Source organism: Delftia sp. CH05, assembly GCF_009827015.1.
In the GTDB taxonomy this organism is placed as follows: Bacteria; Pseudomonadota; Gammaproteobacteria; order Burkholderiales; family Burkholderiaceae_C; genus Comamonas; species Comamonas tsuruhatensis.
The window spans coordinates 13,773-33,582 of record NZ_WUMG01000022.1; the positions used below are offsets into that span (position 1 = coordinate 13,773).

Annotated in this window: 23 protein-coding genes; 10 read left to right on the forward strand and 13 right to left on the reverse strand. The window is 66.6% G+C overall.

The window, feature by feature from the left end:
* Positions 1-2 precede the first annotated feature (2 nt).
* From GRX31_RS17470 to coaD, 4 genes are all read left to right on the forward strand, one after another.
* On the forward strand, positions 3-1,481 hold the full coding sequence (locus GRX31_RS17470; protein WP_016449075.1) for a M16 family metallopeptidase: 1,479 nt from the start codon (positions 3-5) through the stop codon (positions 1,479-1,481).
* Between the two features lie 26 nt (positions 1,482-1,507).
* Positions 1,508-2,869 carry a M16 family metallopeptidase gene (locus tag GRX31_RS17475; protein WP_160853955.1) on the forward strand — a complete coding sequence of 454 codons (1,362 nt, stop codon included), beginning with the start codon at positions 1,508-1,510 and terminating at the stop codon, positions 2,867-2,869.
* The gene (rsmD, locus tag GRX31_RS17480) at positions 2,866-3,573 is read left to right on the forward strand and encodes a 16S rRNA (guanine(966)-N(2))-methyltransferase RsmD (protein ID WP_016449073.1); all 708 of its coding nucleotides are present in this window, start codon (positions 2,866-2,868) and stop codon (positions 3,571-3,573) included. Before GRX31_RS17475 ends, rsmD begins: the two co-directional genes overlap by 4 nt.
* A gap of 130 nt (positions 3,574-3,703) precedes the next feature.
* Entirely contained in the window at positions 3,704-4,204 is a 501-nt protein-coding gene (gene coaD / locus GRX31_RS17485; RefSeq protein ID WP_016449072.1) for a pantetheine-phosphate adenylyltransferase, read from the forward strand.
* 53 nt (positions 4,205-4,257) lie between these two features.
* Here coaD and GRX31_RS17490 read toward each other — a convergent pair whose 3' ends face one another.
* The 5 genes from GRX31_RS17490 to GRX31_RS17510 all read right to left on the reverse strand — a co-directional run bounded on the left by GRX31_RS17490 (position 4,258) and on the right by GRX31_RS17510 (position 8,190).
* Positions 4,258-5,376 (reverse strand): zinc-binding metallopeptidase family protein, encoded by a 1,119-nt coding sequence (locus tag GRX31_RS17490; RefSeq protein ID WP_047217964.1) that lies wholly within the window; start codon positions 5,374-5,376, stop codon positions 4,258-4,260.
* Between the two features lie 165 nt (positions 5,377-5,541).
* Positions 5,542-5,862: a BON domain-containing protein gene (locus tag GRX31_RS17495; RefSeq protein WP_012203732.1), complete on the reverse strand. Its 321-nt coding sequence runs from the start codon at positions 5,860-5,862 to the stop codon at positions 5,542-5,544.
* Positions 5,863-5,933: 71 nt separating this feature from the next.
* Entirely contained in the window at positions 5,934-6,323 is a 390-nt protein-coding gene (locus tag GRX31_RS17500) for a hypothetical protein (protein ID WP_160853957.1), read from the reverse strand.
* A gap of 111 nt (positions 6,324-6,434) precedes the next feature.
* A complete protein-coding gene (locus GRX31_RS17505; protein WP_013803930.1) occupies positions 6,435-6,596 on the reverse strand; it encodes a DUF1328 domain-containing protein in 162 nt (53 codons plus the stop codon).
* A 244-nt stretch (positions 6,597-6,840) separates the two neighbouring features.
* A complete protein-coding gene (locus GRX31_RS17510) occupies positions 6,841-8,190 on the reverse strand; it encodes a sensor histidine kinase (RefSeq protein ID WP_016449069.1) in 1,350 nt (449 codons plus the stop codon).
* A gap of 143 nt (positions 8,191-8,333) precedes the next feature.
* On the opposite strand from GRX31_RS17510, the gene GRX31_RS17515 reads away from it, so the two are divergent.
* The gene (locus tag GRX31_RS17515; RefSeq protein WP_012203736.1) at positions 8,334-8,966 is read left to right on the forward strand and encodes a response regulator; all 633 of its coding nucleotides are present in this window, start codon (positions 8,334-8,336) and stop codon (positions 8,964-8,966) included.
* Positions 8,967-9,055: 89 nt separating this feature from the next.
* On the opposite strand, the gene GRX31_RS17520 is transcribed toward GRX31_RS17515, so the two are convergent.
* The 4 genes from GRX31_RS17520 to gpmA form a co-directional block, all read right to left on the reverse strand.
* The gene (locus GRX31_RS17520; RefSeq protein ID WP_160853959.1) at positions 9,056-9,454 is read right to left on the reverse strand and encodes a response regulator; all 399 of its coding nucleotides are present in this window, start codon (positions 9,452-9,454) and stop codon (positions 9,056-9,058) included.
* A 119-nt stretch (positions 9,455-9,573) separates the two neighbouring features.
* Positions 9,574-10,326, reverse strand: coding sequence for a HesA/MoeB/ThiF family protein (locus GRX31_RS17525; RefSeq protein ID WP_043791138.1), 753 nt, complete (start codon positions 10,324-10,326; stop codon positions 9,574-9,576).
* Positions 10,327-10,397: 71 nt separating this feature from the next.
* A complete protein-coding gene (locus tag GRX31_RS17530) occupies positions 10,398-11,834 on the reverse strand; it encodes a S41 family peptidase (protein ID WP_016449067.1) in 1,437 nt (478 codons plus the stop codon).
* 121 nt (positions 11,835-11,955) lie between these two features.
* Complete coding sequence (gene gpmA, locus GRX31_RS17535) at positions 11,956-12,699, reverse strand: 2,3-diphosphoglycerate-dependent phosphoglycerate mutase (RefSeq protein WP_034366077.1); 744 nt, start codon at positions 12,697-12,699, stop codon at positions 11,956-11,958.
* A 98-nt stretch (positions 12,700-12,797) separates the two neighbouring features.
* Here gpmA and GRX31_RS17540 point away from each other — a divergent pair, with 98 nt between their 5' ends.
* The 4 genes from GRX31_RS17540 to GRX31_RS17555 all read left to right on the forward strand — a co-directional run bounded on the left by GRX31_RS17540 (position 12,798) and on the right by GRX31_RS17555 (position 15,267).
* Positions 12,798-13,205 (forward strand): rhodanese-like domain-containing protein, encoded by a 408-nt coding sequence (locus GRX31_RS17540; RefSeq protein WP_016449065.1) that lies wholly within the window; start codon positions 12,798-12,800, stop codon positions 13,203-13,205.
* Positions 13,206-13,293: 88 nt separating this feature from the next.
* Positions 13,294-13,551 (forward strand): glutaredoxin 3, encoded by a 258-nt coding sequence (gene grxC / locus GRX31_RS17545; protein ID WP_016449064.1) that lies wholly within the window; start codon positions 13,294-13,296, stop codon positions 13,549-13,551.
* A 129-nt stretch (positions 13,552-13,680) separates the two neighbouring features.
* On the forward strand, positions 13,681-14,136 hold the full coding sequence (secB, locus tag GRX31_RS17550) for a protein-export chaperone SecB (RefSeq protein ID WP_013803924.1): 456 nt from the start codon (positions 13,681-13,683) through the stop codon (positions 14,134-14,136).
* A 120-nt stretch (positions 14,137-14,256) separates the two neighbouring features.
* Positions 14,257-15,267 carry an NAD(P)H-dependent glycerol-3-phosphate dehydrogenase gene (locus GRX31_RS17555; RefSeq protein WP_016454153.1) on the forward strand — a complete coding sequence of 337 codons (1,011 nt, stop codon included), beginning with the start codon at positions 14,257-14,259 and terminating at the stop codon, positions 15,265-15,267.
* A 178-nt stretch (positions 15,268-15,445) separates the two neighbouring features.
* Here the strand turns inward: GRX31_RS17555 and lysA are convergent, their stop codons facing one another.
* Positions 15,446-16,699 (reverse strand): diaminopimelate decarboxylase, encoded by a 1,254-nt coding sequence (gene lysA / locus GRX31_RS17560; protein ID WP_160853961.1) that lies wholly within the window; start codon positions 16,697-16,699, stop codon positions 15,446-15,448.
* 102 nt (positions 16,700-16,801) lie between these two features.
* On the opposite strand from lysA, the gene GRX31_RS17565 reads away from it, so the two are divergent.
* A complete protein-coding gene (locus GRX31_RS17565) occupies positions 16,802-17,731 on the forward strand; it encodes a LysR family transcriptional regulator (protein ID WP_151019307.1) in 930 nt (309 codons plus the stop codon).
* Between the two features lie 16 nt (positions 17,732-17,747).
* On the opposite strand, the gene GRX31_RS17570 is transcribed toward GRX31_RS17565, so the two are convergent.
* The 3 genes from GRX31_RS17570 to panB form a co-directional block, all read right to left on the reverse strand.
* Positions 17,748-17,960 carry a DUF3079 domain-containing protein gene (locus GRX31_RS17570; RefSeq protein WP_160853963.1) on the reverse strand — a complete coding sequence of 71 codons (213 nt, stop codon included), beginning with the start codon at positions 17,958-17,960 and terminating at the stop codon, positions 17,748-17,750.
* Positions 17,961-18,005: 45 nt separating this feature from the next.
* Positions 18,006-18,857: a pantoate--beta-alanine ligase gene (panC, locus tag GRX31_RS17575; RefSeq protein ID WP_016449059.1), complete on the reverse strand. Its 852-nt coding sequence runs from the start codon at positions 18,855-18,857 to the stop codon at positions 18,006-18,008.
* Between the two features lie 66 nt (positions 18,858-18,923).
* Positions 18,924-19,805 carry a 3-methyl-2-oxobutanoate hydroxymethyltransferase gene (gene panB / locus GRX31_RS17580; RefSeq protein ID WP_012203749.1) on the reverse strand — a complete coding sequence of 294 codons (882 nt, stop codon included), beginning with the start codon at positions 19,803-19,805 and terminating at the stop codon, positions 18,924-18,926.
* Between the last annotated feature and the right edge of the window lie 5 nt (positions 19,806-19,810).

Below are 19,810 nucleotides of genomic sequence, written 5' to 3' on the forward strand. Positions count from 1 at the left end.
CTATGAAACATGCACTCACCCTCCTGGGCTTAATGGCCTGCATGGGCACCGGGGCTGCTTTGGCAGCCCCGGATGCATCCTCTTCCTCCCCTTCGTCACTGCTGCAGACGGTGGCCAGCCAGGCCGCAGGCGGCCAGCGGTCCGCCACAGCAGCGCAGCAATTCACCCTGAAGAACGGCATGCAGCTCATCGTGCAGCCCGACCGGCGCGCGCCCACGGCCGTGCACATGGTCTGGGTGCGCGTGGGCGCCATCGACGAGGTGGACGGCACCTCGGGCGTGGCCCACGCGCTCGAGCACATGATGTTCAAGGGCTCGCGCAAGGTGGCGCCCGGCGAGTTCTCACGCCGGGTGGCGGCCCTGGGCGGCCAGGAGAACGCTTTCACCAGCCGCGACTACACGGGCTACTACCAGCAGATTCCGTCCAGCCGGCTGGAGGAAGTGATGAAGCTCGAATCCGACCGCTTCGCCAACAACCACTGGCCCGACAGCGAGTTCAAGAAGGAGATCGAGGTCATCAAGGAAGAGCGCCGCATGCGCACCGAGGACCAGCCGCGCGCCGTGCTCATGGAGCAACTGATGGCGGCGACCTTCATGGCCTCGCCCTACCACCGGCCCGTGATCGGCTGGATGAGCGATCTGGACGCCCTGACGCCCGGCGACGTGCGCGATTTCCACAGCCGCTGGTATGTGCCCGGCAATGCCACCGTCGTCATTGCCGGTGATGTGGACGTTGCCAAGGTCCGCGCCTGGGCAGAGAAGTACTACGGCAGCATTCCCGCACGCGCCGTGCCGGTGCGCAAGCCGCGCACCGAGCCTGCGCAGATCGGCATCCGCCGCATCGAGGTCAAGCAGCCGGCCGAGCAGGCCCTGGTGGCACTGGCCTTCCGTGCGCCCTCGCTGACGCGCGTCAGCGATCTGCAGGCCGATGACCGCGATGCGCTGGCGCTGCTGGTGCTCTCGGCCGTGCTCGACGGCTATGACGGCGCCCGCCTGGAGCGGGCCCTGGTCCAGGGCGAAGGCCGCGTGGCCGACGGCGCGGGCAGCTCCATGTCGCTCATGAGCCGCGGCCCCGGCCTGTTCATGCTGACGGGCGTGCCCGCCACCGGCAAGACTGCGGCCGAGGTCGAGGCCGCGCTGCGCGCCGAAGTGGCCAAGGTCGCCAGGGACGGCGTCGAGCCTGCCGAACTGGAGCGCGTGAAGACGCAATGGATGGCCTCCAATGTCTATGAGCGCGACTCGGTCATGGGCCAGGCCCAGAGCCTGGGCAATTACTGGATACAGGGCATGCCGCTGGATGCGGAAGACCAGTTGCTGGCCCAGCTTCGCACCATCACGCCCGATGACGTCAAGCGCGTGGCGGCCAAGTACTTTGGCGATGACCAGCTCACGGTGGGCACCCTGGTGCCGCAGCCCCTGCCTGAAGGCGGCAAGCCCCGCCGCACCGACGCGGGTGCCGGCATTGGCGGACCCCTGCATTGATGCCCCCGAAGCACGCTGGAGTGAAGATGAAGAACATGAAAAAGATGGTGGCCAGCTCCGTGCTGGCAAGCGTGGGCCTGGGCTTTGGCGCCACGTCCGCATGGGCCTTGCTGCCCATCCAGCACTGGACCCAGCCCAGCGGGGCGCAGGTCTGGCTGGTGGACAGCCCGGGCATTCCCATGGTCGATGTGCAGATGGATTTCGACGCCGGCAGCCGGCGCGATCCCGCCAACCAGGTCGGCCTGGCCAGCGCCGTGGCGCTGATGGCGTCCAAGGGCGTCACGGCCCAGGGCAGCGCGCCTGCTCTCGATGAAAACGGCCTGGGCCAGGCCTGGGCCGATCTGGGTGCCAGCTTTGGCGCCCAGGCGGGCCGCGACAGCTTCAGCTACGGGCTGCGCTCCCTGACCGAGCCTGCGCTGCTGCAGCGCGCCGTGGCCCTGGCCGCGCGCCAGATCGCCAGCCCCAGCTGGCCGCAGGATGTGTGGCTGCGCGAGCGCGAGCGCTGGACTGCGGCCATCAAGGAATCGGACACGCGCCCCGGAACAGTGGCCGGCAAGGCCCTGAGCCAGGGCGTGTTCGGTACCCACCCCTACGGTGCGCGTGCCATGGCCGAGAGCCTGTCGCGCATCGACCTGTCGGACATGCAGTCCTTCCACCGCCGGCTGATCGCCGCCTGCCGTGCCAAGGTCAGCATCGTCGGCGCCGTCAGCCGCGAGCAGGCCGACCAGCTGGTGCAGCAACTGCTGGCTCCGCTGCAGGCGGCGCAGGGCCAGGATGCGGGCGCCTGCGCTCCGCTGCCCGACGTGCCCAAGGTGCAGGCGCTCAAGGCGCCGGTCAACGAGAACATCCCCTTCGCCTCGGCCCAGGCGCAGGTGCTGATCGCCCAGCCCGGCATTGCACGCAACAGCCCGGACTTCATGGCCGTGCTCGTGGGCAACCACATCCTGGGCGGCGGAGGCTTCACCTCACGGCTGACCGAGGAAGTGCGCGAAAAGCGCGGCCTGAGCTACAGCGTCTACAGCGACTTCTCGCCGGGCCTGGACGCGGGTGCCTTCACGATCGCCCTGCAGACACGCCCCGACCAGGCGGCCGAGGCCTTGAAGGTGTCGCAGGACACGCTGCGCCGCTTTGTCGCCGACGGCCCGACCGAGAAGGAGCTCAAGGCCGCCAAGGACAATCTGATCGGCGGCTTTGCGCTGCGCATAGACAGCAACCGCAAGCTGCTGGGCAATGTGGCCAACATCGCGTGGAACGGCCTGCCGCTGGACTATCTGGAGCACTGGACCGAGCGCGTGCAGGCGCTGACCGTGCGTGATGTGCGCGAGGCCATGCAGCGCATGCTGCAGCCCGATCGCATGGTGACCGTCGTCGTGGGAGGCAAGCAATGAGCCGCAACAGCATCAAACTGCATACCCCTGCCGGCAAGCGCTGGCTGGAAAAGGCCACGGCCGAGGCCGCGGCGCCCAAGGCGCCTGCCGCAGCACCGGCCGCAAAGGCAAAGGCGGGCAAGCCGGCACCCTCGGGTGCGGGCGAGGTCCGCATCATCGGCGGCCAGTGGCGCCGCACGCGTCTGCCCGTGGCGCAGCGCCCGGGCCTGCGCCCCACGCCGGACCGCGTGCGCGAGACCCTGTTCAACTGGCTGGGCCAGGACCTGACGGGCTGGCACTGCCTGGACGCCTTCGCGGGCACGGGTGCGCTGGGCTTCGAGGCCGCATCGCGCGGCGCGACCAGCGTGCTGATGAACGAGCAGGACGCCGCCCTGGTGCTGCAGCTGCAGCGCCTGCGCGAGCGCCTGGACGCCCAGTCCGTGCGCGTGCTGCGCGGCGATGGCATCGGCTGCCTGCGCCAGGTGGCGCCGGGCACGCTGGACCTGGTGCTGATCGATCCGCCGTTCGACCATGCCGAGCTGTTCGAGCCTGCGCTGAAGGCCGCTGCGCTGGCCGTCTCCGCCCAGGGCTATGTCTATCTGGAGGCGCCCCAGGCCTGGACCGAGGAGCAACTGGCCGAGGCTGGCGGCCTGCAGCTGTTCCGCCATCTCAAGGCGGGTGCCGTCCACGCCCATCTGCTGCGCAAGGCCGCGCAGGACGAGTAGGCTGGCGCCGCAGCCGTGTTCCAGCGCAGGAATGCGGCTGTCGCGCAGCCGACGGGCCATGCTGCAGTGCAATGCATAATGCGCCATCCGTGCCGGACCAGGGCACGCGCAGCCAAGGAAAGTGAACGCCATGAGCCACGACGTGATTGCCGTCTACCCCGGAACCTTCGATCCGATCACGCTGGGCCACGAAGACGTGGTGCGCCGTGCGACCCAGCTGTTCAGCCACGTCATCGTGGCCGTGGCGGCCGGCCACCACAAGAAGACCATGTTCAATCTCGAGGAACGCATGGAGATGGTGCGCGAGGCCGTGTCCATCTATCCCCATGTCCAGGTCGAGAGCTTTCATGGCCTGCTGCGCGACTTCGTGGTCGAGCGCGGCGGCAAGGCCATGGTGCGCGGCCTGCGTGCGGTCACCGACTTCGACTACGAGTTTCAGCTTGCCGGCATGAACCGCACGCTGATGCCCGAGGTGGAAACCGTCTTCCTCACGCCCAGCGACCGCTACCAGTTCATCAGCAGCACCTTCGTGCGCGAGATCGCCACGCTGGATGGCGAGATCGACAAGTTCGTCTCGCCCAACGTGCGCACGCGACTGCTTGAGAAGGTGCAGGCCAATCGCGCTCCTTGAGAGAGGGAGGCCGGCCAGGCGCCTTGGCCCGCCCCCATGACGAGTTCACGATATCAGGCGCTCTGCGTGGCGGCACTTGCATTCACGGCCGCATGCACGAATTCCAGCTTGCGCCGCGCGCCCATTGAAAGAGCGAACGGATAGGCATCCCCGTGGCCCAGGCTGCGGTTGAGGCTGTTGGTCAGCAGCGTCAGCGGCACCCACTGGTCCAGCATGGTGCCGAAGTCCGGCCGGGCAGGGACCGCGAACGGGTCCTGCACGCACAGCGCGGCCGGCGTTCCCATGCCCGCCGCCGTGCCTGCGCCTCCTGGCAAGGTGATGCAGGTGCCATAGCTGGCCGCAGTCTCCAGCAGATCCACCATGTGAAGGTAGTGGGCCCAGCTTTCGGCCCAGTCTTCCCACGGGTGGGAGGTGGCATAGGCGCTGACGAAGTTGTCGCGCCACTGCCCATCCAGCGGGCTGCGTGCGTAGTAGTTCTGCAGGGCCTGGGCATAGTCCTGGCGCTCGTCGCCGAACAGGCGGCGGAATTCCTCGAGACGGCCCGCGCCCACCACCAGCCTGTCCCAGAAGAAGTGGCCGGACTCGTGGCGCAGATGGCCCACCAGCGTCCGGTAGGGCTCATGCAGCGCCTGGCGGCGCCGGGCACGCTCGGCATCGTCGGCCTCCACCACGTTCAGCGTGATGGTGCCGTTGGCATGGCCGGTCATCACCGGCGCCTGCCCGGGCAGGTCGGCCAGCAGCTCGAAGCGCGGCCCGTCCTCTCCAGGCCTGGGGCCCAGGCCCAGGCGGGCCAGCGTATAGAACAGCTGGCGCTTGGCCGCCTCGATCTTGGTCCAGCGCAAGGCATTGGCCGGGTCTGACAGATCGGGCAGCCAGCGTGTCTGGCGGCAGGATTCGCACAGCGCGTGGGGGTCGTCGGCGGGCAGGGCGAAGTTGCACTGGCCCACAGGCCCCCGGTGGCTGCACATCTTGTAGAGGCGGCCTGGCGGCTTGCCTGCGCCCAGGGAGGACAGGCTCTCCCACAGCGCGCTGTCCCGCGCGCCGGAAACCGGTCGCAGGCAAGCCACATGCAGTCGCTCTGGCAGGAAGGCCAGGGTGGCGCCGCAGTGCACGCATTGAACGCTGTCGAAGAAAACCGGGTGGCCGCAGGCATCGCAGTTGAAAACTCGCATGTCGGTCACTTTACGCCGTATGCCCTGGCGCCATGAAAAATGATTCCCATGTCGCCCTGGCGCTGCAAGGTCAGATTCCCCCAAGGGTGGTTTTCACCGGGGTGGCCCTGCAATGAAAAAAGGCCGGATGACACCGGCCTTTCGATGGCCCCATGGGGGCCTGCATCAGGGGCGAACCACGATGCTGTTGCGCACTTCGCGCACGTTCTTGGTGGTGCGTGCGATCTCGGCAGCGCGGGCCTTTTCCGACTCCGACTTGGCAAAGCCCGACAGTTGCACCGTGCCGTTCAGGGTCTCGACGCTGATGGAGGTGGCCGAGACGCTCTTGTCCTCTGCCATCTTGGCCTTCACGGCAGTGGTGATGCCGGCGTCATCCACATACGAACCCACGGTCTGCTGGTCGCGGGCTACGGAGCAGGCGGTGGTGCCGAGCACGGTGGCGCCGGCGACGAGAGCGAAAGCGATGGCACGGGTGTACTTTTGCATGGTCAGTTCTTTCTTGGACAAGAAATTGAGGGAAACGGTAGTCGAGGGAACTCGGGGGGCTGGGCTGCAGCTCACTTGCGCGAGCGGGAGCTCATGAAGAACGCGGTGGCCAGGGCTGCGCCCGTGGCTGCTGCCAGCAGCATGGAGCGGCCAGGCTGCTCGATGACATAGCGCGTGGTGGCTTCCGTGGCAGATTGCAGCTGGCGGCGGGCGCGGTCGGAGCTGTCGGCGCAGAAGTTGATTCCGCGCGTGGCCAGTTCCTGGGCACGTGCCGCGAGGTCGTCGATGACGGGATTCAGTTCACGCTCGATGGACTTCACGCCTTCCTCGGCCTTGTCCAGAGCATTTGCTGCAGTGCGGCGTGTGGTGTTGACGGCTTCCTTGGCAGTGTCTGCTACGTCCTGGGTAACGTCCTTGGCGGTATCGGCGGCTTTGTTCACGGCTTTCTCGGCTTGGCTCATTGGTTCTATCTCCTCAAAACTTGCATGAATGGGAAAGGCGGTGGGGCTGCCGGGCTGGCTGCCCGCAGGAGGCGGGCTTGGGCTGGCAGGTGGCTGAAGGCGGCGCCGCCGCTACTTCTTGATCAGGCTCATCACAAAGGTGACTACAGCCATGATCACGAAAATATAGAACAGGATCTTGGCGATGCCTACAGCACCTGCCGCAATTCCGCCAAAGCCGAAGATGGCGGCGACGAGAGCGATCACGAAAAACACGATGGCGTAGTGCAGCATGTAGAACTCCTTGGTTGTTCATTGCCAAGAAACGGCATCTGGCTGTCAGGAGCCGAGTGCTGTTCCCATGCGATTGACTGTACCGAGCCGCCCGAGGCCGGATTGACGGTGCCCGGCGTGGCATGGCGTCAGGGTTAGGCAGGGGGTGGGTGTAGGAAAAGCGCCGGCCCGCAGTGCCCATCAAGAAAAACCCCTGCCAGGGCGGTGCCGGGCAGGGGTTGTGCGTGCAGGCGATGCGTCGTGGTCAGGCGGATGCCGGGCTCAGCGGAATGACGGCGGAGATGGCCGTGCCCTTGCCCAGTTCGGAGGAGACGGTCAGCCGCCCGCCTGCCGCCTCCACGCGATGGCGCATGCCGGCCAGCCCGTGGGAGTTGGGGCGCATGGCCGAGGTCTCGAAGCCCTCGCCATCGTCCTGGATCTGCACCGTCACATAGGTCGGGTAGTTGTGCACGGAGACCAGTACGTGGCTGGCCTTGGCGTATTTGCCGATATTGGTCAGCGACTCCTGCACGATGCGGTAGACCGTGAGCTGGGTCGACTCCGGCAGCTCCACCTGCTCCAGGTTCGCTGTGACCTCGATGCCGCTGCGCTCGCCGAATTCGCGTGCCAGGATTTCCAGCGCCGTGGTCAGGCCCAGGTTGGACAGGGACGAAGGACGCAGGTCCTCGATGATGCGGCGCTTGAGGGCAATGCCGCTGTTGAGCGTCTCCACCAGATGGCTGACGCGCTCTCCCACGTCGGGGGCGCTGAGGTCGATCTTGGATTTGAGCCGGGCCACATCGAGCTTGGCCGCCGTCAGCAGTGAGCCCAGTTCATCGTGCAGCTCGCGCGCCAGGTGGCCGCGCTCATCCTCGCGCACCTGCTGCAAGTGGTTGGCCAGCTCCGTCAGCGTGGCCGTGCGTTCGCGCACCAGGGCTTCAAGGCGGTTGCGCTCGTCACGCTGGATTTCCTGCTCGCGCTGATGGGCCTGCTGCAGCGCGTGGGCCTGGCGCAGGTACATGAAAAAGCCCAGCACGCCCAGCGCGGTCACCGTGGCAATGCCTATGCGCGACAGCGACAGCGTGTGCTCGATATCCTGCAGGTTCTTGGCCGAGCGCTCGTCTATGCCTGACAGCAGCTTGCCTGTGTAGTCCCGGATGGCATCCATGTTCTCCATGCCCACGTCCGTGAACATGACGAAGCGCCAGGCTTCCTCGTTGCCCTGGCGGTACAGGCGCAGGCTCAACTCCATCTCGCTCATCTTGCGCTCGACCTGGCGGGCCAGCGGCGTGAAGATGGCCAGTTCCTGGGGGTCGTAGATGAAGATCTGGCGCAACTCGTCCATGTTGTAGTTGATGGCCGTGATCGCCTTGCTGTAGGGCTCCAGGTAGCGCTCCTCCCCCGTGAGCAGGTAGCCGCGCAGGCCGGTCTCTGCATCGAGCATCAACCGCAGCAGTTGGCTGATTTCCGAGCGGGTCGCCTGGGTCTGGGTCATGGCCTCCAGCGCCTTGGTCGAGCGCTTGTAGCTGGCCTCGTTAATGCTGACAAGCAGCACGGCCGCAACGATGGCAAATGCCAGGCTGATCGCAATTCTTCGGAAATTTATCCAACGCATAAGCATCCTCTCACCTACAAGATCTTCGCCGATATTCTGCATAATTCGTGTTATCGGCAGCCGGAGCAGTTCCTGCCCCGGCCGTTACCATATATTGTTTGCACGACCGGCGTTCCTGCTGGTCCCCCGAAAAAGAGGTATTCATGATCAGAATCGGCATTGTGGACGACCATGCAATTGTGCGCTCGGGTCTGCGTCAGTTTCTCTCGGAACATGTGGACCTGCGTGTAGTCGGTGAGGCCGCCAATGGCCGTGAGGCCATCGACCTGGTCCGAGCCCACGAGATCGACGTGCTGCTGATGGACCTGTCCATGCCCGGGCAAAGCGGCATCGATGCGCTGGCCATGCTGCGGGCCAAGGCCCCGGACATGGGCATCCTGATCCTGAGCGGATATCCCGAGGAGCACTACGCGATCAACCTGATCCGCCAGGGCGCCAGTGGCTACCTGAACAAGGAATGCGATCCCCAGGAGATTGCCGAAGCGATCCGCACCGTGGCCCTGGGCCGCCGCTACCTGACGCCGGCCGTGGCCGACCTGCTGGCCCAGCAGCTCAACCGCAAGGACGATGCCCCGGCCCATGAGCAACTGTCCGAGCGTGAGTTCCAGGTCTTCCTCAAACTCGCGCGCGGCGAAACGGCAGGTGATATTGCGAAATCGCTCTCGCTGAGCGTGAAGACGGTCAGTACCTATCGCACGCGGCTTATGGAGAAAATGGGATTGTCATCCAACAGCGATCTCACGTATTACGCGCTGAAAAACCGGCTGATCGACTGATTTCCAGTCAATAGAAAATACGGGCTGCACGATTATCAAGTCGTGCAGCCTTTTTCTTTGATGGAGAGTAAAAATGCCGTGTTTTGGGTTCAGGCTGTTTTGAGTTGATTGAGCGATGCGGTGTCGATATTCATGCAATAGTCCATGAGTGCATCGATCTCATTGGACTTGTCGAAGACCGCATCCACACCGAGCTGGGCGCAGCGGCTGCGGATGTCAGGGGTGGCGTAGTTGCTGAGCACCACGATCTTCTGGTGCGGCTGGCGCTCGCGGCAGGCGGTGAGCACACCCAGGCCGCTGCCCTGGCGCAGGAACAGATCGACGATGGCCAGATCCCATGCGTCGGGGTTCTGCTGAAGCCAGTCCGTCCCCGCGCTTTCCGTCTCGGCGATGCCCACGGCCTCGACATCGGCGAGTTCCTCGAGCGTGGCGATCAGGTTCTCGCGGATCGTAGGGTTGTCTTCAACAAGATAGGTGCGCAATTTCACGGCTGTATCCAATAGGGACGCGGATGGCAATCGGAGTCCGGCGGAACCCGGCCTTCATTGTCCTGCGCGACAGCGGGCGATTGTGCCAGTGGGGGATCGGCCTGGAAGTCAGCCGATTCCTACGCCTTGTTGCCGCAAACGGGACAGTCCGGCACACGGGTGGTTTGCATGCTACTCCAATCGAGGCTGCGGCTGTCGAACATGGTCAGGCGGTTTGTTGCAGGCGTGCCAAAACCCGCGATCAGCTTGAGGGCTTCGGCCGCCTGCAGCGTGCCCATGACGCCGACCACGGGGGCGAAGACGCCCATGGTCGAGCACTGCACTTCCTCGAACTGCGCCTCCGGCGGGAACACGCAGGCATAGCAGGCGCAGTTCTCGTCGCGTGGGTCCATCACCATGAGCTGGCCGTCCAGGCGGATGGCCGCCCCCGCCACCAGGGGTACCTTGTGCCGCACGCAGGCCGCGTTGATCATGTGGCGCGTGCGGTAGTTGTCCGTGCAGTCCAGCACCACCGTGGCTTGGGGCACGAGGTCGTCGAGCAGGGCATCGTCTGCGCGCTGCTGGCGGCAATCAATGCGGATGCCGGGGTTGATGGCATGCACGGCCGTGCGTATGGATTGCACCTTGGGCTGGCCCACGCGATCGGTGGTGTGGGCAATCTGGCGCTGCAGGTTGGTCATGTCCACGGCATCGTCGTCCACCAGGGTGATGCGGCCGATGCCGGCCGAGCCCAGGTACAGCGAGGCAGGCGCGCCCAGGCCGCCTGCGCCGATGATGAGCACATGCGCTGCCAGGATGCGCTCCTGGCCTTCGATGCCGATCTCGTCCAGCAGGATGTGGCGCGAGTAGCGCAGCAGTTGATCGTCGTTCATTCGCGTCTCCAGACGTGAAAAAGCCGGGCGCGGACCCGGCTTGGTGGGAGCGCGGACCCGGTCCGCGCTCTTCAGTTTTCCTTCTTTTCGGGCTCGCGCTCGGTCAGGGTCTTGCTGACCATGACGGGCTGGCCCTTGAGGCGGTTGAGCGCCTGCTGCAGCTGGAAGTCCTTTTCGGTGCCGAACTCGGGCAGGCGGCGCTCGGCCAGGGGTTTCTTGGCCTCTTCCTCCAGGCGCTTGCGGGCTTCCTCGCGGGCCTTCTCGCGTACTTCGTCCTTGACTTCGGCGCCCTGTCCGCTGGACAGGTGCTTTTCCAGGTCGGCCTCGCGCATGCGCAGGGCAGCGAACAGATCGCCTTCAGGGGTCTCGTCCACCATCACGTCAGGAACGATGCCCTTGGCCTGGATGGATTTGCCGCTGGGCGTGTAGTAGCGGGCCGTGGTCAGCTTCAGGCCCGTGTCGGGACCCAGCGGGCGAACGGTCTGCACCGAGCCCTTGCCGAAGGTCTGGCTGCCCATGATGACCGCACGCTTGTGGTCCTGCAGGGCGCCGGCCACGATTTCGCTGGCCGAGGCCGAGCCTTCGTTGACCAGAACCACCAGCGGCAGCTTCTTGAGCGAGGCGGGCAGGCGCTGCAGCGGGTCTCCCATGCCGCGGCGGGCATAGAAGCTGGGAGAGGCCTTGTAGGTTTCCTTGCTCTCGGCCAGCTGGCCGTTGGTGGACACCACGGTCACATCGGGCGGCAGGAAGGCTGCCGAGATGGCGACGGCCGCGTCCAGCAGGCCGCCCGGGTCGTTGCGCAGGTCCAGAACCAGGCCCTTCATGTTGGGTTCCTGCTTGTACAGCTCTTCGACCTTGCGCACGAAGTCGTCCACCGTGCGTTCCTGGAACTGGCTCAGACGAATCCAGCCGTAGCCGGGCTCGATGACCTTGCCCTTGACGGATTGCGTCTTGATTTCCTCGCGCGTGATGGTCACGGGGAAGCTGCGGCTTTCATCCTTGCGCAGGATGGTCAGCTGCACCTTGGTGTTGGGCTCGCCGCGCATGCGCTTGACGGCGTCGTTGAGCGACAGGCCCTTGACGGCCGTGTCGTCGATCTTGGTGATCAGGTCGCCGGTCTTGAGGCCGGCGCGGAAGGCGGGGGAGCCTTCGATGGGCGAGACAACCTTGATCAGGCCGTCTTCCTGCGTGATCTCGATGCCTACGCCGACGAAGCGGCCCGAGGTGCCTTCGCGGAATTCCTTGTAGGACTTCTTGTCGAAGTACTGCGAATGCGGATCGAGGCTGGACACCATGCCGGAGATGGCATCGGTGATCAGCTTCTTGTCGTCGACCGACTCGACATAGTCGGTCTTGATCAGGCCGAAGACGGCGGACAGCTGCTGGATCTCTTCCAGCGGCAGCGGGGTCATGGCACCGCGGGCCACGGTCTGCAAGGAAACCGTGGTCAGTGCTCCGGCGATTACGCCTACGGAAACCCAGCCGGCAATTTTGATTTTCTGGCCCATATCACCCCTTTAACCGCGTCAATATACACCCGCTTGGAAAGGCAAGCGCCCGCGTGGTTCCCTAAAAACGGCGCAGCAAGCGCAATTTCCGTAGCAGGCGCTCACCTCAGGCGGGTCAGGCTCAAGCCTTGCCCTGTGCGGCCACGGCGGCAGCCGCCTTGGCGGCAGCCTCGGCATCGCCCAGGTAGTAGTGGCGAATGGGCTTGAGATTGGCATCCAGCTCGTAGACCAGCGGAATGCCATTGGGCACGTTGACGCCGACGATGGCGTCATCCGAGATGCCGTCCAGGTACTTGATCAGCGCGCGGATGGAGTTGCCATGCGCGGCAACCACGACGCGCTTGCCGGACAGGATGGCGGGCGCGATGGACTCGTTCCAGAACGGCAGCACGCGGGCGACCGTGTCCTTCAGGCATTCGGTCAGCGGCACCTGGCTGGGGTCCAGCTGGGCGTAGCGCACGTCGCTGCGCTCGCTGCGCGGGTCCTGGGGCTCCAGGGCCGGCGGGGGAGTGTCGTAGCTGCGGCGCCAGACCAGCACCTGGGCGTCGCCGTACTGCTTGGCCATGTCGGCCTTGTTCAGTCCCTGCAGGCCGCCGTAGTGGCGCTCGTTCAGGCGCCAGCTGTGCTGCACGGGCAGCCAGGTGCGGTCCATTTCGTCCAGCGTGTGCCACAGCGTGCGCGTGGCGCGCTTGAGCACGCTGGTGAAGGCCAGGTCGAAGTCGTAGCCTTCGGCCTTGAGCAGGCGGCCGGCGTTCTTGGCCTGTTCGACGCCGGTGGCGGTCAGGTCCACATCGGTCCAGCCGGTGAAGCGGTTTTCGAGGTTCCAGGTGGATTCACCGTGGCGGATCAGCACGAGCTTGTACATGGCGGCTTTCTAAGTCTCTCGATGCGACAAAGCTGGGCTGTCGCGGGGGCAAAAGCCAGCATTCTAGAATTGACAGGTTTGCCAACCCAAGGAATGACGTGAAATTCATCATCGATAACTGGTATTTGATCCTGATCGCGCTGGCTTCCGGCGTGATGCTGCTGCTGCCCCTGGTGCGCGGCGCAGGCGGCGGCTCGCTGACGGCGGCGCAGGCCGTGCAACTGATCAACCGCCAAAAGGCCGTGGTCATCGATGTCTCCGAGCCCGAGGAGTACGCTGCCGCCCATGCCAATGGCGCCAAGAATGTGCCGCTGGGCCAGTTCGAGGAAAAGCTGCCTGCCACCGTGAAGAACAAGGCCCTGCCGCTGGTGCTGATCTGCACCAAGGGCAACCGCGCCTCGCGTGCCGAAGGCATTGCGAAGAAGCTGGGCTACGAAAAGGCCCAGGCCCTGGCCGGTGGCCTGAAGGCCTGGCGCGATGCCGGCATGCCGGTTGAAAAGGCCTGAAGCGCCTCCAGTTGATCACGATGGAAGCCGCTGCGCCGCGTCCCCGGCGCCTGCAGCCGGCAAGCCGCCCACTCGAAGAAAGTCGCATATGCAAGCCGTGAAGATGTACACCACCGCTGTCTGCCCCTATTGCATCCGGGCCAAGCAGATCCTCAAGTCCAAGGGCGTGGAGCAGATCGAAGAGATCCGCATCGATACCGACCCTGCCGCGCGTGACGTGATGATGCAGAGCACGGGCCGCCGTACGGTGCCCCAGATCTTCATCGGCGACCACCATGTGGGCGGCTGCGACGACCTGATGGCGCTGGACGCTGACGGTGGCCTGGTGCCCATGCTGCAAAGCTGAAACACGGGCACTGCATAATGCAGGCCCAGGTGCCCGCTGCGCAACCTATTGGCAGCGGGCATTTTGTTGGTGATTTTTTTGATGCCCTGGCCGCCGTGCCAGGGTTTTTTGCCCAGAAAGACTGATTCCATGGCCGAACAGGACACTCCCGTCTTCCAGATCCAGCGCGTCTACCTCAAGGACCTGTCGCTGGAGCAGCCCAATTCGCCCGCCATCCTGCTGGAGCAGGAGCAGCCCAGCGTGGACATCCAGCTCGGCGTCGAGGCGACTCCCGTGGCCGAAGGCATCTACGAAGTGGCCGTGACGGCCACCGTGCAGACCAAGATCCAGGACAAGACCGTGTTCCTGGTCGAGGCCAAGCAGGCCGGCATCTTCGAGATCCGCAACGTGCCCGAAGACCAGATGGGTGGCGTGATCGGCATTGCCTGCCCCCAGATCATCTATCCCTACCTGCGCGGCAACGTGGCCGACGTGGTCACACGCGCCGGCTTCCCGCCCGTGCACCTGGCCGAAATCAACTTCCAGGCCATGTACGAGCAGCAGCAGGCAGCCGCCCAGGCGGACGGCAACTCGCTGCCGCAGTAAGCCGGTACCATCCCGGCCGATGAGATTTGCGCCCAGGCGCGTCGCATCGCTGTGGTACAAGAAAAGAGGCCCAAGGGCCTCTTTTTTTCATCAACGTCGCTTCTTCAACGTCGGGCAGATATGAACATTGTGGTGATTGGTGCAGGCGCCTGGGGCACGGCGCTGGCAATGAGCGCGGCCTCGCGCGATGACGGACGTGTCGTGACGCTGTGGGCGCGCGACGCTGCCCAGGCGCAGGCCATGCGGGACAGCGGCGAGAACGCGCGCTACCTGCCGGGCGTGGCGCTGCCTGCCGCGCTGCAGGTGGTGCATGGCGAGATCGACGGCCATCTGGCTGCGGCAGACCTGATCGTGATCGGCACGCCCATGGCGGCCTTGCGCGAATGGCTGGGCCGCCTGCGCAATGTGCGGGCGCCCGTGGTGTGGCTGTGCAAGGGCTTCGAGGCCGTGCCCGCAGGCGCGTCGGCCGCCGCCCATGGACTGATGGCGCACGAGGTCTGCGCCGAGGTGGCGCCCGATCTGCTGTGCGGCGTGCTCAGCGGCCCCAGCTTTGCGGCCGAGGTGGCGCGCCACCAGCCCACGGCCCTGGTGGCGGCCAGCCGGCATGCCGAGGTCAATGACGCCCTGGTCGCGGCCTTCCATGGCGATGCCATGCGCGTCTACGCCAACGCCGACATCGTGGGCGTGGAAGTGGGCGGCGCCGTGAAGAACGTGCTGGCCATTGCCACCGGCCTGTGCGACGGCCTGCAGCTGGGCCTGAACGCCCGCGCCGCGCTGATCACGCGCGGCCTGGCCGAGATGACGCGACTGGGCCTGGCCCTGGGCGCGCGGGTGGAGACCTTCATGGGCCTGTCCGGCCTGGGCGATCTGGTGCTGACGGCCACGGGCGACCTGTCGCGCAATCGCAAGGTGGGCCTGCTGCTGGCCCAGGGCCGCACGCTGGAGCAGGCCGTGGCCTCGCTGGGCCATGTGGCCGAGGGCGTGTACAGCGCACGCACCGTGCTGGCGCGCGCGCGGCTGTTGAATGTGGAGATGCCGATCACCGAAACCGTGGTCGAGCTGCTGGACGGCCGGCTGCAGGCCGCCGAAGCCGTGCAGCACCTGATGGCGCGCGATCCGCGCGGCGAGTGATTCTTCGGTGTCCATGAAAAATGGCCCACACGCTCCCCTTGCTGCGCAAGGTCCACTGCCCCCAGAGGGGGCCGCTTTTCATCTTGGGGCGGCCCGGCGATGAAAAAGCCCCGGAGCTGGAAGGCCCCGGGGCTTTTTTGCGTCAGAAATCCTGGTGCCTGGCGCGCTACATGCCCAGTTACAGGCCCAGCTCCAGACCCAGCAGTTCCTCCACCGTCTGGCGGCGGCGGATGAGGCGGGTGCTGTCGCCATCGACCAGCACTTCGGCGGCCAGCGGGCGCGTGTTGTAGTTGCTGGACATGGAGCTGCCATAGGCGCCCGTGTCATGGATGACCAGCAGGTCGCCCACCGAGGCGCCTGCCAGCGCGCGCGGCAGCACTACGCCGCCGTCGCCCTGGGTGAACACGTCGCCCGATTCGCACAGCGGGCCGGCGACCACGGCATCGCGCAGGGGCATGGCCTGGCCGTCGCGGCGCAGCACTTCCATGCCGTGCCAGCTGCCGTACATGGAAGGGCGCATCAGTTCGTTGAAGCCCGTGTCGACCAGCACGAAATGGTTGCTGCCCGCGTTCTTGGTGGCGCGCACCTGGCCCAGCAGCACGCCCGACTCGGCCACCAGGAAGCGGCCCGGCTCGATCTCCAGGCCCAGCGCGTGGCCCACGATGGCCTCGGCGTCCTTGCGTGCCGCATCCCACAGGCCGTGGTAGTGGGCGGTGTCGATGGTGGCGTCGCCATCGCGGTAGGGAATGGACAGGCCGCCGCCGGCCGAGATGGCCTGCAGGTCATGGCCTGCCTGGCGGGTGGCGCGCACCAGCTCGACCATGGCGCCGCAGACCTGCTGCAGGTGGCCGTAGTCCACGCCCGAGCCGATGTGCATGTGCAGGCCGGCCAGCTTCAGGCCGCCGTCGCGGATGGCCTGCAGCGCCGCCAGCAGGTCGCTGTGCCAGATGCCGTGCTTGCTGTGCTCGCCGCCCGTGTTGGTCTTGTTGCTGTGGCCGTGGCCGAAGCCGGGGTTGATGCGCAGCCACACGGGATGGCCGGGCGAGGCCTGGGCCAGCTGGTGCAGCATGTCGATGGAGCCGGCGTTCACGGGCACCTTGTGCTCGGCCACGCAGGCCAGCGTGGCCTCGTCCATCACGTCGGCGGTGAACACGATGTCGCTGTGCAGGTCGTCGCCATGGCCGGCTGCGTAGCCGGCGGCCAGCGCGCGCAGGATTTCGCCGCGCGATACCGCATCCACCTTCACGCCCTGCTCGCGCATCAGCCGCAGGATGTGGATGTTGGAGCAGGCCTTCTGCGCAAAGCGGATGGTGTCGAAGGCCTTGAGCTGGGCGATGCGCGCGCGGATGGTGGCGGCGTCATAGACCCACAGCGGCGTGCCGTGCTGGTCGGCCAGAGTCCAGAGCTGGGCGGGCGAGAAGGGATTGGACATGGTGTCTCTTTCAGGGGAACTGCCGCGCATCATGGCGGATGGGAGTCATTCAGTCCAATGCTTGTTCTTATGGTGTCTATTTGATTTGGATATGCTCTGCCCATGCAAGACCCCGCGCTGCCGCACACGTCCCCCGAGCCCCGCATCTCCCATCGCCACCTGGAGGTGTTTCGCGCGCTCATGCTCAGCGGCAGCGCCACGGCGGCGGCGCAGATGCTGTACAGCTCCCAGCCCACCGTCAGCCGCGAACTGGCGCGCCTGGAAAGCCTGCTGGGCTATGCGCTGTTCGAGCGCGCTCAGGGCCGGCTGCGGCCCACGGCACGCGCCCTGTCGCTGTGGGCCGAGGTGCAGCGCAGCTGGCAGGGGCTGGACCGGGTGGTGGAGCATGCGCTGGCCCTGGGGCGTCCGCACCAGGCGCGCATCAACGTGCTGTGCCTGCCCGCGCTCAGCCATGCGCTGCTGCCCGCAGCGCTGGCGCGGCTGCATGCGGAGCATGGCCCCGTGGCCGTCAGCGTGGCCACGCAGGAGGCGCCGCTGCTGCAGGAGTGGATGGCCGCCCAGCGCTACGACCTGGGCCTGGCCGAACTGGCCGAGGCGCCGCCCGGCACGCGTGCTCTGGCTTTGCCCGCCATGGACGAGGTGGCCGTGCTGCCGGCAGGGCATGCGCTGGCGGCCCGCCCGGTGCTGGAGGCGGGCGACTTTGCGGGGGAGGGCTTCATCAGCCTGGCGCGAGACGACCCCTATCGCCAGCAGATCGATGCCGTGTTCGAGCAGGCCGGCGTGCAGCGCCAACTGCACCTGGAAACCCACAGCGCCGTGGCGGTCTGCGCCATGGTCCAGCATGGCCTGGGCGTGGCCATCGTCAATCCGCTGACGGCGCGAGTCTGCGCCGGGCCGCAGCTGGTGGTGCGGCCGCTGGCGTTTTCCATTCCCTTCCAGGTCCATGCGCTGCTGCCGCTGCACCGGCCGGCCGTGGCCGAGGCGCAGTGGCTGGTGGACGCGCTCGCCGCCGAGGTGGCCGCGGTCGCTTGAAGTGGGGTGGGCGACTTCAGCGCGCCGCGTCCTTCAGGCTGGCTGCGTTGTCTGCCGCCAGCTCGTGCGGCAGGCCCCACTCCATCCAGTCGTCGCCAAAGATCTCCACCGGGTGCTGTGTGCGGTCCGATCCGTTGCCGCAGGCCAGCTCGTCGCGGGCGCAGTAGCGGTCGCAACCCCAGCAGATGCGCTCGGGATGGGCGGGGTGGATGGGGAATTTCCTGACCATGGCATCCAGCTTGGACCGCCATGGCCGCCAGGGTTTTGCGCTGGATCAGAATTCCAGGTTGTCGATCAGGCGCGTCTTGCCCAGGCGCGCGGCGCCCAGGGCCACCAGTGGTGCACCGGCCAGTTGCGCGCCCTCGGCCGGCGGCTGCAGGTCACGGCGCAGGCGCACGGTCAGGTAATCGGGCTCCCAGCCCTGTGCGGCCAGGGACTGCATGGCCCATGCCTCCAGTTCGGCCAGCGGCGCCTGGCCTGCGCGCGTGGCGTCGGCCAGTTGCTTGAGTGCCTGCGACAGCGCCATGGCCTGCTGGCGTTCATCGGGGCTCAGGTAGCCGTTGCGCGAACTCAGCGCCAGGCCGTCGTCGGCGCGCGCCGTGTCGCCGGCCACGATGTTCACGGGCAGGGCGAACTGCTCGACCATGCGGCGGATCACCAGCAGCTGCTGGTAGTCCTTCTTGCCGAACACGGCCGTGCCGCCGCCGCTGGCGAAGAACACGGCCGAGAACAGCTTCATCACCACGGTGCACACGCCCGTGAAGAAGCCGGGGCGGAAATGGCCTTCGAGGATGTCGGCCAGCTGCGCGTCGGGCTGGATCTTGAAGGTCTGCGGCTCGGGGTAGAGATCGGCTTCGCGCGGGGCGAACAGCAGGTCGCAGCCTTCGCTCTCCAGCTTGGCGCAGTCCTGCGCCCAGGTGCGCGGATAGCTGTCGAAATCCTCGTGCGGCAGGAACTGCAGGCGGTTCACGAAGATGCTGGCCACGACGATGTCGCCGTGCTGGCGCGCGGCGCGCACCAGGGACAGGTGGCCATCGTGCAGGTTGCCCATGGTGGGCACGAAGGCAGGGCGGCCCTTGCTGGCCAGGATGGCGCGCAGGTCGGCGATGGAGTGGACGATTTGCATGGGGAAGCGGGAAAGCGGGGGAACGGGAAGCGGGAAGCGGAAAAACGGACCGTGCAGCCTGCCGGACTACCAGGCGTGCTTGCTGTCGTCGGGGAAGCTGCCGTTCTTCACGGCATGCACATAGGCCTCGAAGGCGCCCTTGACGCTGCCCGCATCGGCCATGAAGTTGTGCACGAAGCGGGCCATCTTGCCCAGGTTCACGCCCAGCATGTCGTGCAGCACCAGGACCTGTCCGGCCGTGCCGCTGCCCGCGCCGATGCCGATGGTGTGGCAGTGCGGCAGCTCGGCCGTGAGTTCGCGCGACAGCTGTGCCGGCACCATCTCCAGCACCAGCATGGAGGCGCCTGCATCCTGCAGTTCCAGCGCATGGCGGCGCAGCGTGGCCGCGCCCTCGTCGCTCTTGCCCTGGACGCGGTAGCCGCCCAGTGCATGCACGGTCTGCGGCGTCAGGCCCAGGTGGGCGCAGACGGGCACGCCGCGCTCGACCAGGAACTGCACGGTGGGCGCGGTCCAGCCGCCGCCTTCGAGCTTGACCATGTGGGCGCCGGCCTGCATCAGCTCGCAGGCGCTGCGCATGGCCTGCTCGCGGCTTTCGGCATAGCTGCCATAGGGCATGTCGGCGATCAGCCAGGCCGTGCCCTGCACGCGGTGCAGGCCGCGCGCCACGCTGGCCGTGTGGTAGCACATGTCCTGCAGCGACACGCCCACGGTGCTGTGCAGGCCCTGGCAGACCATGCCCAGCGAATCGCCGACCAGGATGCACTCCACGCCGGCCGCATCGGCCACGGCCGCGAAGGTGGCGTCGTAGGCGGTGACCATGGTGATCTTCTCGCCGGCCTCGCGCATCTGCGCCAGGCGCGGAAGGCTCACGGGGCGGCGCTGGGGCAGCGGCGAGGCCGGAGGGATGGTGCCGTAGGGCGTGCCGGCGGTGACGGGGGCTTGGGTCATGGGGC

Bases quoted from the DNA above. Each gene is read 5' to 3' on its own strand.
- GRX31_RS17470 (WP_016449075.1), top strand. From the start codon at position 3: ATGAAACATGCACTCACCCTCCTGGGCTTAATGGCCTGCATGGGCACC.
- grxC (WP_016449064.1), top strand. From the start codon at position 13,294: ATGCAAGCCGTGAAGATGTACACCACCGCTGTCTGCCCCTATTGCATC.
- GRX31_RS17565 (WP_151019307.1), top strand. From the start codon at position 16,802: ATGCAAGACCCCGCGCTGCCGCACACGTCCCCCGAGCCCCGCATCTCC.
- GRX31_RS17495 (WP_012203732.1), bottom strand. From the start codon at position 5,862: ATGCAAAAGTACACCCGTGCCATCGCTTTCGCTCTCGTCGCCGGCGCC.
- lysA (WP_160853961.1), bottom strand. From the start codon at position 16,699: ATGTCCAATCCCTTCTCGCCCGCCCAGCTCTGGACTCTGGCCGACCAG.
- GRX31_RS17500 (WP_160853957.1), bottom strand. From the start codon at position 6,323: ATGAGCCAAGCCGAGAAAGCCGTGAACAAAGCCGCCGATACCGCCAAG.
- panB (WP_012203749.1), bottom strand. From the start codon at position 19,805: ATGACCCAAGCCCCCGTCACCGCCGGCACGCCCTACGGCACCATCCCT.
- GRX31_RS17510 (WP_016449069.1), bottom strand. From the start codon at position 8,190: ATGCGTTGGATAAATTTCCGAAGAATTGCGATCAGCCTGGCATTTGCC.
- GRX31_RS17555 (WP_016454153.1), top strand. From the start codon at position 14,257: ATGAACATTGTGGTGATTGGTGCAGGCGCCTGGGGCACGGCGCTGGCA.
- coaD (WP_016449072.1), top strand. From the start codon at position 3,704: ATGAGCCACGACGTGATTGCCGTCTACCCCGGAACCTTCGATCCGATC.
- GRX31_RS17530 (WP_016449067.1), bottom strand. From the start codon at position 11,834: ATGGGCCAGAAAATCAAAATTGCCGGCTGGGTTTCCGTAGGCGTAATC.
- gpmA (WP_034366077.1), bottom strand. From the start codon at position 12,699: ATGTACAAGCTCGTGCTGATCCGCCACGGTGAATCCACCTGGAACCTC.
- panC (WP_016449059.1), bottom strand. From the start codon at position 18,857: ATGCAAATCGTCCACTCCATCGCCGACCTGCGCGCCATCCTGGCCAGC.
- rsmD (WP_016449073.1), top strand. From the start codon at position 2,866: ATGAGCCGCAACAGCATCAAACTGCATACCCCTGCCGGCAAGCGCTGG.
- secB (WP_013803924.1), top strand. From the start codon at position 13,681: ATGGCCGAACAGGACACTCCCGTCTTCCAGATCCAGCGCGTCTACCTC.
- GRX31_RS17570 (WP_160853963.1), bottom strand. From the start codon at position 17,960: ATGGTCAGGAAATTCCCCATCCACCCCGCCCATCCCGAGCGCATCTGC.
- GRX31_RS17525 (WP_043791138.1), bottom strand. From the start codon at position 10,326: ATGAACGACGATCAACTGCTGCGCTACTCGCGCCACATCCTGCTGGAC.
- GRX31_RS17490 (WP_047217964.1), bottom strand. From the start codon at position 5,376: ATGCGAGTTTTCAACTGCGATGCCTGCGGCCACCCGGTTTTCTTCGAC.
- GRX31_RS17515 (WP_012203736.1), top strand. From the start codon at position 8,334: ATGATCAGAATCGGCATTGTGGACGACCATGCAATTGTGCGCTCGGGT.
- GRX31_RS17505 (WP_013803930.1), bottom strand. From the start codon at position 6,596: ATGCTGCACTACGCCATCGTGTTTTTCGTGATCGCTCTCGTCGCCGCC.
- GRX31_RS17475 (WP_160853955.1), top strand. From the start codon at position 1,508: ATGAAGAACATGAAAAAGATGGTGGCCAGCTCCGTGCTGGCAAGCGTG.